The organism is Janibacter sp. CFPM2_SD2 (genome assembly GCF_057364645.1).
This window is the reverse complement of sequence record NZ_JBNFOF010000070.1, coordinates 1-14,306: the sequence shown is the minus strand read 5'-3', so window position 1 is coordinate 14,306 and position 14,306 is coordinate 1. Positions and strand designations below refer to the sequence as shown.

The window sequence follows — 14,306 nt, the reverse complement described above, 5'->3', positions numbered from 1 at the left end:
CTACGACAACGTCGCCCGGCACGCCGGTGACGGGGCGCGGGCCTGGGTGCTGCTCGACGCCGACGAGACCGGCCTCGAGGTCGTCGTCCGCGACAACGGTGTCGGCATGCCCGTCGACCGGCTCGTCCGGGCCGCGGACGAGGGGCGCCTCGGCGCGAGCAGCTCGATCCGGGGACGGATGCTCGACCTCGGCGGCGACGCGAGCTGGCGCTCGCCGTCCACCGGCGGCACGACGGTGACCCTCACCGTGCCGACCACGCACATGGCAGGCTCCTCCTCATGACCGAGCCCGGCGCCCTCCTCACCGTCCTCGTCGCCGACGACCACCCGCTGTGGCGCGATGCCCTCGTGCGAGACCTCGAGGAGGCGGGCTTCGACGTCGTCGGCACCGCCGCCGACGGGCCCTCGGCGGTGCGCCGCACGCGCGCGACGACCCCCGACGTGCTCGTCCTCGACCTCAACCTGCCGGAGCTGCGCGGCGACGAAGTGTGCACGGCGATCAGCGACCTCGCGACCAAGGTGCTCATCCTCTCGGCGAGCGGCGAGGAGCACGACGTGCTCGCGGCGGTCAAGGCCGGCGCGAGCGGCTATCTCGTCAAGTCCGCCTCGCCGCAGGAGATCCGCGACGCGGTCACGGCGACCGGGGCGGGGGACGCAGTCTTCACCCCGGGCCTCGCGGGTCTGGTGCTCGGCGAGTTCCGCGAGATGCGCACCCGCGCCCGCAGCGCGCCCGAGCCGGAGGCGAGCAGCTCGCCGGTGCCCGAGCTCACCGAGCGCGAGACCGAGATCCTGCGCTACGTCGCGATGGGCATGACGGCCAAGGAGATCGCGGCCGACCTCGTCATCTCGCACCGGACGGTGCAGAACCACGTGCAGAACATCCTCGGCAAGCTCCACCTGCACAACCGCGTGGAGCTGACCCGCTTCGCGATCAGCCGGGGTCTCGACCAGCCGGAGTGACCTCCCTTCGTCCTGCAGGTGGACGGGTCGCCGGTGCGGTGGCGGCTCGACCTATCCTTGGGTGGTGACCACCGCAGTGCCCACCTCCACGTCCGCCGCTGACGCCATCGCCAGCGACCTGCCCGCTGCCCAGCAGCCGAGCTGGCCCGACCGGGGCGCTCTCGACGACGTCGTGGCGACCCTCGGGAGCTATCCTCCGCTCGTCTTCGCGGGGGAGTGCGACGACCTGCGCGACCGGGTGGCCAAGGCCGCGGTCGGTGAGGCCTTCGTGCTCCAGGGCGGCGACTGCGCCGAGACCTTCGTCCACGCGACCGCCGACAACATCCGCGACCGGATCAAGACGATCCTGCAGATGGCCGCCGTGCTCACCTACGGCGCCGGCATGCCGGTCGTCAAGATGGGCCGCATGGCGGGGCAGTTCGCCAAGCCGCGGAGCAAGGACACCGAGACCCGCGACGGCGTGACCCTGCCCGCCTACCGCGGCGACATGGTCAACGACTTCGCCTTCACGCCCGAGTCCCGCGAGCCCGACCCCGAGCGGCTGCTGCGCGGCTACCACACGAGCGCCGCGACGCTGAACCTCGTGCGGGCCTTCACGCAGGGCGGCTTCGCCGACCTGCGGCGCGTCCACGACTGGAACGTCGGCTTCGTCTCCAACGCCGCCAACCGGCGCTACGAGGGCCTGGCCCGCGAGATCGACAAGGCCATGCGCTTCATGGCCGCGTGCGACGTCGACTTCGACGCGATGAAGACGACCGAGTTCTGGTCGGCGCACGAGGCGCTGCTCCTGGACTACGAGCGCCCGATGACCCGCGTCGACTCGCGCACCGGCGACCTCTACGACACCTCGGGGCACTTCCTGTGGATCGGCGAGCGCACCCGGCAGATCGACCACGCGCACCTCGACTTCGTCAGCCGGATCCGCAACCCCATCGGGATGAAGGTCTCCGACAAGGCCGACCCGGACGAGCTGCTGCGCATCATCGACCTGCTCGACCCGCACCGCGAACCCGGCCGCCTGACCTTCATCACCCGGATGGGGGCGGGCAAGATCCGCGAGGCGATGCCGCGCATCGTCGAGCGGGTGCGTGACTCCGGCGCGATGGTCACCTGGATCTGCGACCCGATGCACGGCAACACCTTCGAGTCGGCGTCGGGCTTCAAGACGCGCGACTTCGAGGACGTCGTCGACGAGGTGCGCGGCTTCTTCGAGGTGCACCGCGCGCTCGGCACCGTCCCCGGTGGCCTGCACGTCGAGCTCACCGGCAACGACGTCACCGAGTGCCTCGGCGGCGCCGAGCGCATCCTCGACGAGGACCTCAACAAGCGCTACGAGAGCGTCTGCGACCCGCGGCTGAACCACCAGCAGAGCCTGGAGCTGGCCTTCCTCACCGCGGAGATGCTCAGCGAGGGCTGAGCCCTCTCGTTCGTCCTGCCGAAGACCGGGTCGCCCGTCGAAGGGTGGGGTCGACGCTGGGGAAAAGTCCGGACCGCCTGGTCTGCCTCTCACGGGGCGCAGGCAGTCCGGACTTTTTTTCCTTGATTCGCGTCGACCCCACCCTTCGTCGTGCTGGCGGCGGCGCCCCCCTTCGTCGTGCTGATGGTTGTGTGTTGAACCGGGAGTTCAGCGAGCCGGCGGCGCTCACCGGGCGCTTCCGGCACCCGGCGCTACCGGTTGACCACACAACCCAACCCGGGCGGGCTCTCCCCTTCGTCGTGGGCGGTCTCGTTGCGGGGCAAGGGGATCGGTGTCCCGGATGGCGAGACGCCCATCTCCTTCTCTTGCAGTAGGAGATGGATCTGCGTAGGTTCTTCATCAGGTCACGAGTTCCAGCGTCAAGCCCCGGCTTGCTGGGCGGCAACCCTCCACTCGCGGTGGGGTGCTCCGGGTGAGGACCTGGCTCCGGCCGTCGCGGCCGGAGCAAGCGCGAGGCACTCACCGGCCTCATGACAGGACGGACTCCCCATGAGCACCACCGCCCCGACCGCACCGCGGTCGCTGCGTCCGGCGCTGCGGCGCCACGTCGACCTCCTGCGGGTCGACAGCGCCCTCTGTCGCTGACCGGAACCCGCATTGCCCAACGGCAATGCGAACCCCTGGCCGACCTCAGGGCTCTCACGCCCACTCCCACTCCCACCACGGTGACGACCTCCCTTCGTCAGCCGTCGATCCGTCGTACCCACCTGCCCATCGAAAGGCATCCTCATGGCTGTCATCGCCACGATCTCCAGCTCACCCTCGACCACCTCCCGCACCGAAGCCGTGCTCGGCGACCTCGCCCAGCGGGTCCAGCGCGCCGGGCACGTCGTGCACCCCATCGTCCTGCGAGACCTGCCCGCAGAGCCGCTGCTGCGGGCCGACGCCGAGCACGACGACATCGCCCGGGCCGCCTGCGCCCTGCAGCGGGCCGACGCCGTGATCGTCTCGACCCCGGTCTACAAGGCGGCCTACAGCGGACTGCTCAAGGCCTTCCTCGACCTCCTGCCGCAGACCGGGCTCAAGGACAAGGTGGTCCTGCCGATCGCCACCGGCGGCAGTCCCGCGCACGTCCTCGCGGTGGACTACGCCCTGCGGCCGGTCCTGGCGAGCCTGGCGCCGAGTGCGATCACGCCGGGGTGGTTCGTCCTGGCCTCCGAGGTCACCCGGTACGACGACGGCGAGGTGAGCATCGCCGACTCCGCGGCGGGTCCGCTCGCCGAGGTCACCCGCGTCTTCCTCGATGCCGTCGCCGGCCGCTCGCTCGTCGCGGCCGCTGATGCGGCGCACCGCGGTGAGCTCTTCGCGCACTCGGTGGCGGTGGCCTGATGAGCCCGCTCACCTCCCGCCGCACCGTCCTGCTCGGCCTCGCCGGTATCGCCACGACCTCCACCCTCGCCGGCTGCGCCCTGCCGTCGAGCGATGCCGCCGGCACCGCGCCCGGGGGCAAGGTCACCTTCCGCTACCAGGGCAGCGCCAACAACGTCACCTTCCCCGAGCTCGCCGACGACCTCGGCTACTTCAGCAAGGTCACCCTCGAGTACGTCGGCGCCACGGTGAGCGGTCCGCAGGACATCCAGTCCGTCGCGACCGGCCAGACCGACGTGGGTGGCGCCTTCTCCGGGGCCGTCGTCAAGCTCGCCGGGGCCGGCTCGCCGATCACCGCGGTCATCAACTACTACGGCTCGGACGAGACCTCCTACCAGGGTCTCTACGTGCGCAAGGACAGCAGGATCCGTGGGCCGAAGGACCTCGTCGGCGCGAAGATCGCCGTCAACACCCTGGGTGCCCACGCCGAGGCCTTCGTCGAGACCTGGCTGACGAAGGCGGGGCTGAGCGCCGCCGAGATCGAGCAGGTGCAGCTCGTCGTCCTGCCGCCCAACGACACCGAGGAGGCGATCCGCCGCAAGCAGGTCGATGTCGGCGCCCTGGGCGGGATCCTGCAGGACCGGGCCAAGGCCCAGGACGACATCCGCGAGCTGATCCGCGACGTCGACGTCCTCGGACGCGAGCTCAACGGCGGTCAGTACGTCCTGCGCGACGACTTCATCGCCGAGCACCCGGACGCGGTCCGCGACTTCACGACGGGTGTCGCCAAGGCCATCGAGTGGGCCCGCCGGACACCGCGTGCGCAGGTCATCGCCCGCTTCGAGCGGATCATCGAGGGCCGCGACCGCAACGAGACGACGGACAACGTCCGCTTCTGGAAGAGCACCGGCGTCCCGGCGAAGGGGGGAGTCGTCACCGACCGTGATTTCACCCAGTGGGCCGCCTGGCTCGAGAGCACCGGGATCGTCGACCGGGCCGACCTCGACCCCTCGAGCCTCTACACCAACGAGTACAACGACCTCGCGAAGGGGGAGCAGAAGTGACCTCGAGCATCGAGCTGCACCACGTCACCAAGGAGTTCGTCGTCCGCCCGACGAAGGACCAGCCCCGCGCGAGCGTGCTGCGGGCCCTGGAGGACATCAGCCTCACCGTCCCGGCGGGGGAGTTCCTCACCCTCGTCGGCCCGAGCGGGTCCGGCAAGACGACCCTGCTCGACCTCCTCGGCGGGCTGAGCACCCCGACGAGCGGCCAGGTCCTCGTCGACGGCGAGGCCGTCACCGGACCCGGTCTAAACCGCGGGATCGTCTTCCAGCAGTACGCCCTCTTCCCCTGGCGCACGGCGCTGGCCAATGTCGCCTTCGGCCTCGAGCAGCTGCCGCTCAGCCGCCGGGAGCGCACCGAGCGAGCCCGTCACTACCTGGCGCTCGTCGGCCTCGAGGGCTTCGAGGAGCGGCTGCCGCACGAGCTCTCGGGCGGCATGAAGCAGCGGGTGGCGATCGCCCGCAGCCTCGCCTACGAGCCGGGGATCCTCCTCATGGACGAGCCCTTCGCCGCGCTCGACGCCCAGACCCGCGAGCAGCTCCAGGACGAGCTGCTGCGCATCTGGCGCACGACCGGGACGACGGCCGTCTTCATCACCCACGGCATCGAGGAGGCGGTCTACCTCGGCCAGCGCGTCGCGGTCCTCTCCTCGCGGCCCGGACGCCTCAAGGCGGTCGTCGACGTCGACCTCGGCGACCGCGAGGGCGCGACGGACCTGCGCTCCGACCCCGACTTCGTCTCCTACCGGCACCAGGTCTGGAGCCTGCTGCACGACGAGGTCGAGCGCGCCCGCCGCGCCGGCCACTCCAAGATCCAGCCCGACGGCACCGAGAAGGCGGCCTGAATGAGCACCGCGACCCTGTCCCAGCCCACCACGGCACCGGCGGAGGCGCCCCCTTCGTCCACCGTGACCGTCCCCGAGGTGCCGAGCCGCACCCAGCGGGTGGTCTCGGCCCTGCGCACCGGAGTGCGCCGCTCGGCGGCCGTCGTGCTCTTCCTCCTGCTGTGGGAGTTCGGCACGCAGTACCTGCTCGAGCCGACCCGCAAGGTCTTCCTGCCGCCGCTGCACGTCGTGCTCGGCGCGCTGTGGGACCTCGTGCGCACCGGTCAGCTGCAGGAGCACCTGCAGGCGAGCCTCACCCGATCGGTCGTCGGCTTCGGCCTGGCCGTCGTCGCCGGGGTCGTCCTCGGCATCGCCGTCGCCTGGTACGACGGGTTGCGCGAGGTGCTGACGCCGCTGCTCGAGCTCTTCCGCAACACCGCGGCCCTGGCCCTGCTGCCGGTCTTCACGCTGCTCCTGGGCATCGGTGAGCTGAGCAAGGTGTCGATCGTCGCCTTCGCGGCCTTCTTCCCCGTGCTGCTCAACACCGTTGCCGGTGTGCGCACCGTCGACCCGCTGCTCGTGCGGGCCGCGCGGACCCTCGGGCTGTCCAACCTGCAGCTCTTCGTCAAGGTCGTGCTCCCGTCGGCCGTGCCGACGATCTTCACCGGCATCCGGATGGCCGGCACCGCCTCGATCCTCGTGCTCATCGCCGCGGAGATGGTCGGTGCCAAGGCCGGCCTGGGCTACCTCATCGTCAACGCCCAGAGCAGCTTCCAGATCCCGCAGATGTACGCCGGGATCCTCACCGTCTCGGTCTTCGGCCTCGTCGTCAACATCGCGCTCGTGCGCCTGGAGCGTCACTTCTCGGCCTGGCGCACCACGCCCACCGGCAGCTGAACCCCCTTCGCCTGCAAAGGAATCCACTCACCATGACCACGCAACGCCAGCTCCACCTCAATGCCTTCATCATGCCCAACGGCCACCACGAGGCCGCCTGGCGGCATCCCTCGACCGACCCCGTGCGGGCGCGAACCCTGAAGCACTACGTCGACATCGCGCGCACCGCCGAGCGCGGTCGCCTCGACTCGGTCTTCCTCGCCGACGTCGTCGGCCTTCCCGACAACGTGCGGCACAACTCGCACTCGGGCTTCGAGCCGCTGACCCTGCTCTCCGCGCTCGCCGCGAGCACCGAGCACGTCGGGCTCATCGCGACGGCCTCGACGACCTACAACCACCCCTACACGCTGGCGCGGGCCTTCGCCTCGCTCGACCACCTGAGCGGCGGGCGTGCCGGGTGGAACATCGTCACCTCGGGCTCGACGGTCGAGGCGGGCAACTTCGGCATCGAGCGTCCCGACCACGACCGGCGCTACGCGCGGGCCGAGGAGTTCGTCCAGGTCGTCGCCGCGCTCTGGGACAGCTTCGGCGACGGCGCGATCGTCGCTGATGCGGCGGGCGGGACCTATGCCGACACCGACCGGATCTCGCCGATCGACCACCACGGCGAGTTCTTCGACGTGGCCGGCCCGCTCAACGTGCCGCGACCGGTCCAGGGCTACCCGCTGCTCGTCCAGGCCGGGTCGTCCGAGGCGGGCAAGGCCTATGCCGCGCAGTACGCCGAGGCGGTCTTCACCGCCCAGCAGACCCTGCAGGACGGCATCGACTTCTCCGACGACCTCAAGCGTCGACTGGCGCAGCACGGCCGGTCCCGCGACGAGCTGCTCGTGCTGCCCGGCATCAGCCCGATCATCGGGTCGACGCAGGAGGAGGCGCAGCGGCTCGAGGCCGAGATCAACGCCGGCATCGTCCCGGCCTACGGCCTGGCCCAGCTGAGCGCGATGCTCGACACCGAGCTGACCGAGGAGCACCTCGACGCGCCGCTGCCGCACGTCGAGCGCATCACCCAGGGCAACCAGAGCCGCTTCACCCTCGTCACCGAGATCGCCCGTCGCGAGGACCTGACGGTGCGCCAGCTCATCGAGCGACTCGCCGGCGGGCGGGGGCACCGCGTGCTCGCCGGCACGCCCGAGCAGATCGCCGACGACCTCGAGACGTGGTTCACCCAGGGGGCGGCCGACGGCTTCAACATCATGCCGCCGACCTACCCCCAGGGCCTCGAGGTCTTCGTCGACACCGTCGTGCCGATCCTGCAGGAGCGGGGCCTCTTCCGCCGCGAGTACACGGGCACGACCCTGCGCGAGCACTACGGTCTCGCCCGCCCGGCGGCCGGCCACATCAGCAGCACCCACCCCACCAGCACGTCCACCACGAAGGAGCACGCAGCATGAGCACCGCACCCATCCGCGACATCCGCAAGATCACCGGCCGGATCGGCGCCGAGGTCGTCGGCATCGACATCACCGCCCCGCTCGACGAGCCGACCCTGCGCTTCGTCCGCGAGGCCCTCGACGAGCACAAGGCGCTCGTCTTCAGGGGCGCGCCGCTCGACGGCGAGGGCCAGCAGCGCTTCGCCGCCCAGCTCGGCGAGCTGACGACGGCCCACCCGACGGTCGCCTCGGTCGAGGGCGCTCCGCGCGTCCTGCCGGTCGCCTCGGAGACCTTCGGCGGGTCCGCGGCCAACCACTGGCACACCGATGTCACCTTCGTCCAGGCGCCCCCGGCCTACACGACCCTGTCGAGCAAGGTCGTGCCGCCGCACGGCGGCGAGACCCTCATCTCCAACACGGCCGCGGCCTACCGCGACCTGCCCGAGCCGCTGCGGCGCCTGGCCGACGGCCTGTGGGCCGTGCACACCAACGACTACGACTACGCAACGCCGCCGGAGGAGCACGACGACGCGCTCAAGGAGCGCCGGGCCGAGTTCACCTCGCAGACCTTCGAGACCGAGCACCCGGTCGTGCGGGTCCACCCGCGCACGGGGGAGCGCGGCCTCTACCTCGGTGGCTTCGTCTCCCGCTTCGTCGGGCTGTCGAAGACCGAGAGCCGGGACATCCTGCGCCTGCTCCAGCGCTACATCACCCGCCCGGAGAATGTCGTCCGGGTCGTCTGGGAGCCCGACCAGCTCGTCATCTTCGACAACCAGATCACCCAGCACTACGCGCCGGACAACTACGACGGGCTGCCCCGCCGCCTCGAGCGGGTCACCGTCGCCGGTGAGGTCCCGGTCGGCATCGACGGCGAGCGCAGCCGCTCGATCACGGGTGACGCCTCGCACTACGCGCCGGCGGTCTGACCCCCGTCGTCAGACGACGAGGATTGTGACCGTCGAGCCCTTGGGGGCGGTGCCGCCGCTCGGGCGCGAGGCGCGCACCTCGTCGAGCGGCCCGCCGAGGAAGGTCTGGACCGAGACCTTGAAGCCCGCGGCCTCCAGCTTGCTCGTCGCCGCAGAGCGGCTCAGGCCCTCGACCGACGGCACGGCGACCATCTCCGGGCCCTTGGAGACGGTGATCGTCACCGTCTCACCGGGCAGGAGGGTGCCGCTGCTGGGAGACTGGCTGATCACCGAGCCCTTGGGCACGGTCGTCGAGTAGGCGTCGTCGGCGCGGGTGGCCTCGAGCCCGGCCTCCTCGATCGCGGTTGTCGCGGCCTCGGCGCCCTGCCCCGTCACCGTCGGCACGGCCACCGGCTCGGGGCCCTTGGAGACGACGAGGGAGACCTTGGTGTCGCGCTTGACCTCGGTGCCCGCGGCCGGCGAGGTCGAGACGATCTCGCCGGCCGGCACCTCGTCGTCGTAGGCCTCGGTCGTCGTGCCGAGCGCCAAGTGGCGGGAGCCGAGCGTGGTCCTGGCCTGCGCAGCGGTGCGGCCCGCCAGGTCGGGGACCTCGTAGCGCTCGGGACCCTTGGACACGACGACGGTGACGTCGGACCCCTTCGACAGCTCGGTGCCGACCGGCGGGTTGGACGTGATGACCTCGCCCTTGGGCACCTGCTCGTCGAAGGCCGTGGACTCGACGTAGGACAGGTCGCCGTCCTGCGTGACGCTGGCCTCGGCGTCGGCGCGGGAGAGGCCGGTGACGTCGGGGACGAGGACCGTGCTGCCGGGCCCCTCCTGCGTCCACCACCAGCCGCCGCCGACGGCGAGCGCGGCGACGAGCAGGAGTGCGGCAAGGGCTGCCGGCCACCGCTTCCGGGGCGAAGGGAGGTCCGCTGCGGTCGTCGAGGCACCGCCGTCGCCGGTCCGGATCGCCTGGGTCCGCTCGGGGCGCGGGTGCGCGACGGTCGCGGCCGCACCGCTGCCCACGCGCGGCGCCACCTCGTGACGTGCGGCCGCTGTCGTCGCCCTCGTCGGAGGGGGACGACCTGCGGCCGTCGGTCCAGCTCCTGGGCCGACAGGCCGGCGCGCACGCGCTGCAGGCTCGGCGAGGTAGGCGCCCGCGTCGCGCGGACGCTCGTCGGGGTCGCGGGCGGTGGCCAGCGCGACGAGGTCGTCGAGCTCCGACGGCAGGTCGGCCACCCGCTCCGACGGCAGCGGCACCGACCCGTGCACGTGCTGGAAGGCGACGTGGATCGGCGACTCGCCATCGACCGCGCGCCCGCCGGTGAGCAGCTCGAAGAGGATCAGACCGCACGCGTAGACGTCGCTGCGGGCATCGGCGATGCCGCGCTCGACCTGCTCGGGGGAGAGGTAGGCGACGGTGCCGAAGAGCACCCCGTCCTCGGCGGTCGTCGTCTGCGAGGTGACCGCCCGGGCCAGGCCGAAGTCGGCGACCTTGATGGCGCCCCGGTCGGGGATGAGGATGTTCTCGGGCTTGACGTCGCGATGGATGTAGCCGGCCTCGTGGGCCGCGGCCAGCCCGGTGAGCACCGGCTCGAGGACGTCGAGCGCGGCGCGGACGGTGAGCGCGCCCTCGGCGTCGACCACGGCGCGCGCGGTGCGGCCCTCGACGTACTCCATGGCGAGGAAGACCTGACCGCCGTCCTCGCCCTGGTCGAAGACGGGCACGACGTTGGGGTGGCTCAGCCGTGCGGCCGAGCGGGCCTCACGACGAAACCTGGAGACGAAGGTCTCGTCCGCCGCGAGGTCGGGACGCATGACCTTGAGCGCGACCTCGCGGTCGAGCCGGGTGTCGGTCGCGAGCAGCACCGTGGCCATCCCGCCGTCGGCGAGGTGCCGCAGCACGCGGTAGCGACCGTCGACGAGGTCGCCGACGAGCGGGTGCGTGGATGCGGTGGTCACGCCCAAAGTCTAGGTTCGCCCCCTTCGTCAGCCCGTCACATCCGCGTCCGGAGTGCCTTGACGTTGGCGACGTACTGCTTGGTGTCGGCGTACATGCCGTGGGACTCGACCGAGGCGAGGCCCTGGTAGTAGCCGGCGATGGCGTCGGAGGTCGTGTCGGCCTGCTGGGTCAGGACCTTGAGCAGGAGCACGCCCGCGGTGATGTTGTCGTCCGTGTCGAGCAGGTCGAGCTCACGGCCGGCCAGCTGCGAGGTCCACTCACCGGTGCTCGGGATGACCTGCATGGCGCCGACGGCATTGGCGACGGAGACCTGCCCCATGTCCCAGCCCGACTCCTGGTAGGAGATGGCCAGGGCGAGCGAGGGGTCGACGCCGTGCTGGCGGGCGATGCGAGTGATCTTGGCCCGGGTTTCGTCGCGGCTCGGCACACCGCGGGAGGCCAGGGTCGCGCGGTTGCGGTCGGCGGCGGAGACGATGTGGTCGGCGTAGGTGCGGCCGGCGAAGGTGTTCTTCGAGGTCTTCGCGGGGGTGGCCTTGCGCGGCGCGGAGCCGGTGACCTTGAGCTTGGTGCCCGGGTGGATGAAGTCGCTCGTGCTGATGTGGTTGAGCTTCGCCAGGCGGGTGACGCTCATGCTGCGGCGGGCGGCGATGCCGGAGAGGGTCTCGCCGGAGCGGACCGTGTGGGTCGACGTGGCGGCGGGGCGGGCCGTCGCCCGCTTGGCCGGCTTGGCCGCGACACCGGTGACGCGCAGCGTCTGCCCGGGGTGGATGAAGCCCTGGCCGAGGCCGTTGAGGCTGCGCAGCCGGTCGACGCTCATCCGGTGGCGGGCGGCGATGCCGGAGAGGGTGTCGCCGCTGCGGACGGTGTAGCCGCGGGTGGAGCCGGAGCGGGCCGGCTTGCGCACGGTGGACGAAGGGGAGGACGCGCCGGAGCGGCCCGGCACCGTCAGGCGCTGGCCCGGGTGGATGAAGTCGCTGGCGGCCAGGCCGTTGCGGGAGAGCAGGGCGCCGGGGGAGACGTGGTAGCGGGCGGCGATGTCGTAGACCGTCTCGCCGGAGCGGACGGTGTGGTGGCGGCCGCCGGCCGAGGAGGTGACGTGCGTGGTGGTCTCGGCGGTCAGGTCGACGGTCGGGGCCACGGGCGTGGCCGGCACGGGGACGATGAGCGGAAGGACCAAGGGGGACTCCGATGTTCGGGGCGCAGGGGACGCCCGGTGGGCAGCGGGGTGAGGTGCTGTGCCGAGACGCATGTTGTGCATGTGACTCGTGTGGCGTATGTGGTTTCGCTGTCGACGGTACCGAAGATCCGTGCCCGAGGCGGGATGAACGGCGCGGCGGGCCCCCTTCGTCGCTCGTGGGCGGGCCGGCTGACACACTGGCGGGCGTGGACGAGACCCCTGCCGTGACCCCTGCACCGACCCCCGACGAGACGCAGTGGCTGACCCTGCCGGACGTCGCCGAGCGCCTCGGGGTGCGGCTGGGCGACGTGCGCCGCATGCTCGAGGAGCGTCAGCTGGTGGCGGTGCGTCGCGGTGCGCGCAAGGTGCTGTCGGTGCCGGTCGACTTCCTCGGTGAGGATGGGCCGCTGCCGGAGCTCGCGGGGACCTTCACCGTCCTGTCGGACCATGCCTTCGCCGACGACGAGATCGTCGAGTGGATGTTTGCCCACGACGACACGCTGCCCGGAGGTCGACCCCGATCGCGGCGATCCGCGCCGGCTTCAAGACCGAGGTGCGCCGCCGGGCGATGGAGGAGGCCTAGGCCTCAGGTGGCGCGGGCCGTCGTCGCGTCGACGAGCTCGGCAAGCACCTCGCGGGCCTCGTCGGCGATGCCGGTGGCCCGCTCGAGCGCATCGCGTGCGACCTGTGCCCCCTCGGCGATGTCGCGCTCGACGGCGTCGAGCGCACCCGTGGCGACGATGAGCTCGCGGAAGGCCTTGACCTCGTCGGTGCCCAGGTCCGGCGCGCCGAGCCACTGGTCGACCCGGGTCGCGGTGACGTCGTCGCCACCGGCGAGGGTGTGCGCGATGAGGACGGTGCGCTTGCCCTCGCGCAGGTCGTCGCCGGCGGGCTTGCCGGTGACCTCCGGGTCGCCGAAGACGCCGAGCACGTCGTCGCGCAGCTGGAAGGCCTCGCCGAGCGCCAGGCCGTAGCGGGAGAGGGCGGCGAGGTCGTCGGCGCTCGCGCCGCCGGCGGTCGCACCGATGAGCAGGGGGTGCTCGATGGAGTACTTCGCGCTCTTGTAGCGGATGACCTTGCGGGCCCACTCGATGCGCTCATCGTCGGCGAGGTCGTGCCACGGGCGCATCGAGGTGACGATGTCGAGGAACTGCCCTCCCATGAGCTGGCCGCGCATCCGCTCGAAGACCGGACGGGCGGCGGCGAGGGCTGCGGTCGGCAGCCCGCTGTCGGCGTAGAGATCGTCGCACCAGCCGAGGCAGAGGTTGCCGGCGAGGATCGCGCCGGCGGTGCCGAAGCGCTCGGGGTCGCCGTGCCAGGCCCGCTCGGCGTGGGAGCGGGCGAGGGCGCGGTGCAGCGCCGGCTGGCCGCGTCGGGTCTCGCTGTCGTCCATGACGTCGTCGTGGATGAGCGCGGCGGCCTGGAAGAGCTCCATCGACGCCGCGAGGGTGATCGCCCCGTCGTCGTCGGGCTGCCCGGCGGCCCGCCAGCCCCAGTAGGCGAAGCCGGCGCGCAGCCGCTTGCCACCCTGCAGCAGGCTGCGAACGGGGGTGGTCAGGTCGACGACGTCGGGCCCGATCTCGGCGAGCTCGCCGCCCCAGCGGTCGAGCTCGGTGTCGATGCGGGCCTGGACGCGCGAGCGCAGGTCGGCGCGGTCCAGCGGGTGCGGCACGGGGGCTCCAGTGACGAAGGGGGCGGGGCGGGTGTCGGGTGGTCCGTGGTCGGATCACCGGGTCGCGACCAGCCTACGTCGGGCGGGGTGGCCGGGGTTGACGGGGTGTCGGCACCCCGGGCTACTGTTGTTCGAACAGGTGTTCGAGCAGAAGGAGTGGTCATGGTCAGGCTCGTCGAGGAGGCCATCGAGGTGCGGGTGGGCGACCCGCAGCCGGCGGGTGGCGCAGCCCCCGAGCAGTTCCTGTGGCGGGGGCGGCTCTACCGGGTGACGGAGGTCGTCGACCACTGGCAGGAGCGGCACGCGTGGTGGCGCTCGACCGGTGAGAGGGCGCTCGCGCAGGTCCCGCTCGCCCGTGAGGTGTGGCGGGTGAGCGCCCAGCGGGGCCGGGCGAGCAGCCCGGGCGTCTACGACCTCGGGGTCGACGGCGACGGCACGTCGGGCGGGGCCGGCTGGCTCCTCCTGCGGACCCAGGACTGAGGCGCGATGGCTGCCGTCCCCGTCCTGCACCCCGAGCGCCTCGACGCCGCGCTCGACCTGCTCGCCGCCGCCGGCGAGAGTCTCGCGACCGCGCACATGGCCCGCACCGTCGTCCGGGCGCAGCGCCGGCACCAAAGCTCGCCGTGATGCGGGCGGCCGCCGCGGTCCTCACCGTCCGCGGTCGGCCCGACCCGGTGGAACCGCCCGGG

Annotated in this window: 14 protein-coding genes, 1 pseudogene and 1 riboswitch; of the genes and pseudogenes, 12 read left to right on the top strand and 3 right to left on the bottom strand. The window is 72.1% G+C overall.

Annotation, left to right across the window (positions count from 1 at the left end):
• From AC2W7J_RS08590 to AC2W7J_RS08550, 9 genes are all read left to right on the top strand, one after another.
• Positions 1-283: ATP-binding protein (locus AC2W7J_RS08590; RefSeq protein ID WP_485982098.1), on the top strand; the 283-nt coding region annotated here is incomplete at its 5' end.
• Positions 280-960, top strand: a complete 681-nt coding sequence (locus tag AC2W7J_RS08585) for a response regulator (RefSeq protein WP_485982097.1) — start codon at positions 280-282, stop codon at positions 958-960. The genes AC2W7J_RS08590 and AC2W7J_RS08585, both read left to right, overlap by 4 nt.
• A gap of 64 nt (positions 961-1,024) precedes the next feature.
• Positions 1,025-2,377, top strand: coding sequence for a class II 3-deoxy-7-phosphoheptulonate synthase (locus AC2W7J_RS08580; RefSeq protein ID WP_485982096.1), 1,353 nt, complete (start codon positions 1,025-1,027; stop codon positions 2,375-2,377).
• 402 nt (positions 2,378-2,779) lie between these two features.
• Positions 2,780-2,894: riboswitch (SAM riboswitch) on the top strand.
• A gap of 272 nt (positions 2,895-3,166) precedes the next feature.
• A complete protein-coding gene (gene ssuE, locus AC2W7J_RS08575; RefSeq protein ID WP_485982095.1) occupies positions 3,167-3,766 on the top strand; it encodes an NADPH-dependent FMN reductase in 600 nt (199 codons plus the stop codon).
• Positions 3,766-4,809 (top strand): ABC transporter substrate-binding protein, encoded by a 1,044-nt coding sequence (locus AC2W7J_RS08570; protein WP_485982094.1) that lies wholly within the window; start codon positions 3,766-3,768, stop codon positions 4,807-4,809. Before ssuE ends, AC2W7J_RS08570 begins: the two co-directional genes overlap by 1 nt.
• On the top strand, positions 4,806-5,651 hold the full coding sequence (locus AC2W7J_RS08565; RefSeq protein WP_485982093.1) for an ABC transporter ATP-binding protein: 846 nt from the start codon (positions 4,806-4,808) through the stop codon (positions 5,649-5,651). Before AC2W7J_RS08570 ends, AC2W7J_RS08565 begins: the two co-directional genes overlap by 4 nt.
• Positions 5,652-6,527, top strand: coding sequence for an ABC transporter permease (locus AC2W7J_RS08560; protein ID WP_485982092.1), 876 nt, complete (start codon positions 5,652-5,654; stop codon positions 6,525-6,527). It abuts the gene before it with no gap.
• 32 nt (positions 6,528-6,559) lie between these two features.
• Positions 6,560-7,918: an LLM class flavin-dependent oxidoreductase gene (locus tag AC2W7J_RS08555; RefSeq protein ID WP_485982091.1), complete on the top strand. Its 1,359-nt coding sequence runs from the start codon at positions 6,560-6,562 to the stop codon at positions 7,916-7,918.
• A complete protein-coding gene (locus tag AC2W7J_RS08550) occupies positions 7,915-8,823 on the top strand; it encodes a TauD/TfdA dioxygenase family protein (RefSeq protein WP_485982090.1) in 909 nt (302 codons plus the stop codon). Before AC2W7J_RS08555 ends, AC2W7J_RS08550 begins: the two co-directional genes overlap by 4 nt.
• 9 nt (positions 8,824-8,832) lie before the next feature.
• On the opposite strand, the gene pknB is transcribed toward AC2W7J_RS08550, so the two are convergent.
• Both pknB and AC2W7J_RS08540 read right to left on the bottom strand, forming a co-directional pair.
• The gene (pknB, locus tag AC2W7J_RS08545) at positions 8,833-10,767 is read right to left on the bottom strand and encodes a Stk1 family PASTA domain-containing Ser/Thr kinase (RefSeq protein ID WP_485982089.1); all 1,935 of its coding nucleotides are present in this window, start codon (positions 10,765-10,767) and stop codon (positions 8,833-8,835) included.
• A 35-nt stretch (positions 10,768-10,802) separates the two neighbouring features.
• Positions 10,803-11,921, bottom strand: coding sequence for a LysM peptidoglycan-binding domain-containing protein (locus AC2W7J_RS08540; protein ID WP_485982088.1), 1,119 nt, complete (start codon positions 11,919-11,921; stop codon positions 10,803-10,805).
• 35 nt (positions 11,922-11,956) lie between these two features.
• Between AC2W7J_RS08540 and AC2W7J_RS08535 the strand changes: the two are divergent.
• Positions 11,957-12,415, top strand: a pseudogene (locus tag AC2W7J_RS08535) (helix-turn-helix domain-containing protein); the annotation flags it as partial.
• 116 nt (positions 12,416-12,531) lie between these two features.
• Here the strand turns inward: AC2W7J_RS08535 and AC2W7J_RS08530 are convergent.
• Positions 12,532-13,617, bottom strand: a complete 1,086-nt coding sequence (locus AC2W7J_RS08530) for a polyprenyl synthetase family protein (protein ID WP_485982087.1) — start codon at positions 13,615-13,617, stop codon at positions 12,532-12,534.
• A gap of 162 nt (positions 13,618-13,779) precedes the next feature.
• Between AC2W7J_RS08530 and AC2W7J_RS08525 the strand changes: the two genes are divergently transcribed.
• Positions 13,780-14,097 carry a DUF6504 family protein gene (locus AC2W7J_RS08525; protein WP_255186095.1) on the top strand — a complete coding sequence of 106 codons (318 nt, stop codon included), beginning with the start codon at positions 13,780-13,782 and terminating at the stop codon, positions 14,095-14,097.
• Positions 14,098-14,103: 6 nt separating this feature from the next.
• Positions 14,104-14,244, top strand: coding sequence for a hypothetical protein (locus AC2W7J_RS08520; RefSeq protein ID WP_485982086.1), 141 nt, complete (start codon positions 14,104-14,106; stop codon positions 14,242-14,244).
• The last annotated feature ends 62 nt before the right edge of the window (positions 14,245-14,306 follow it).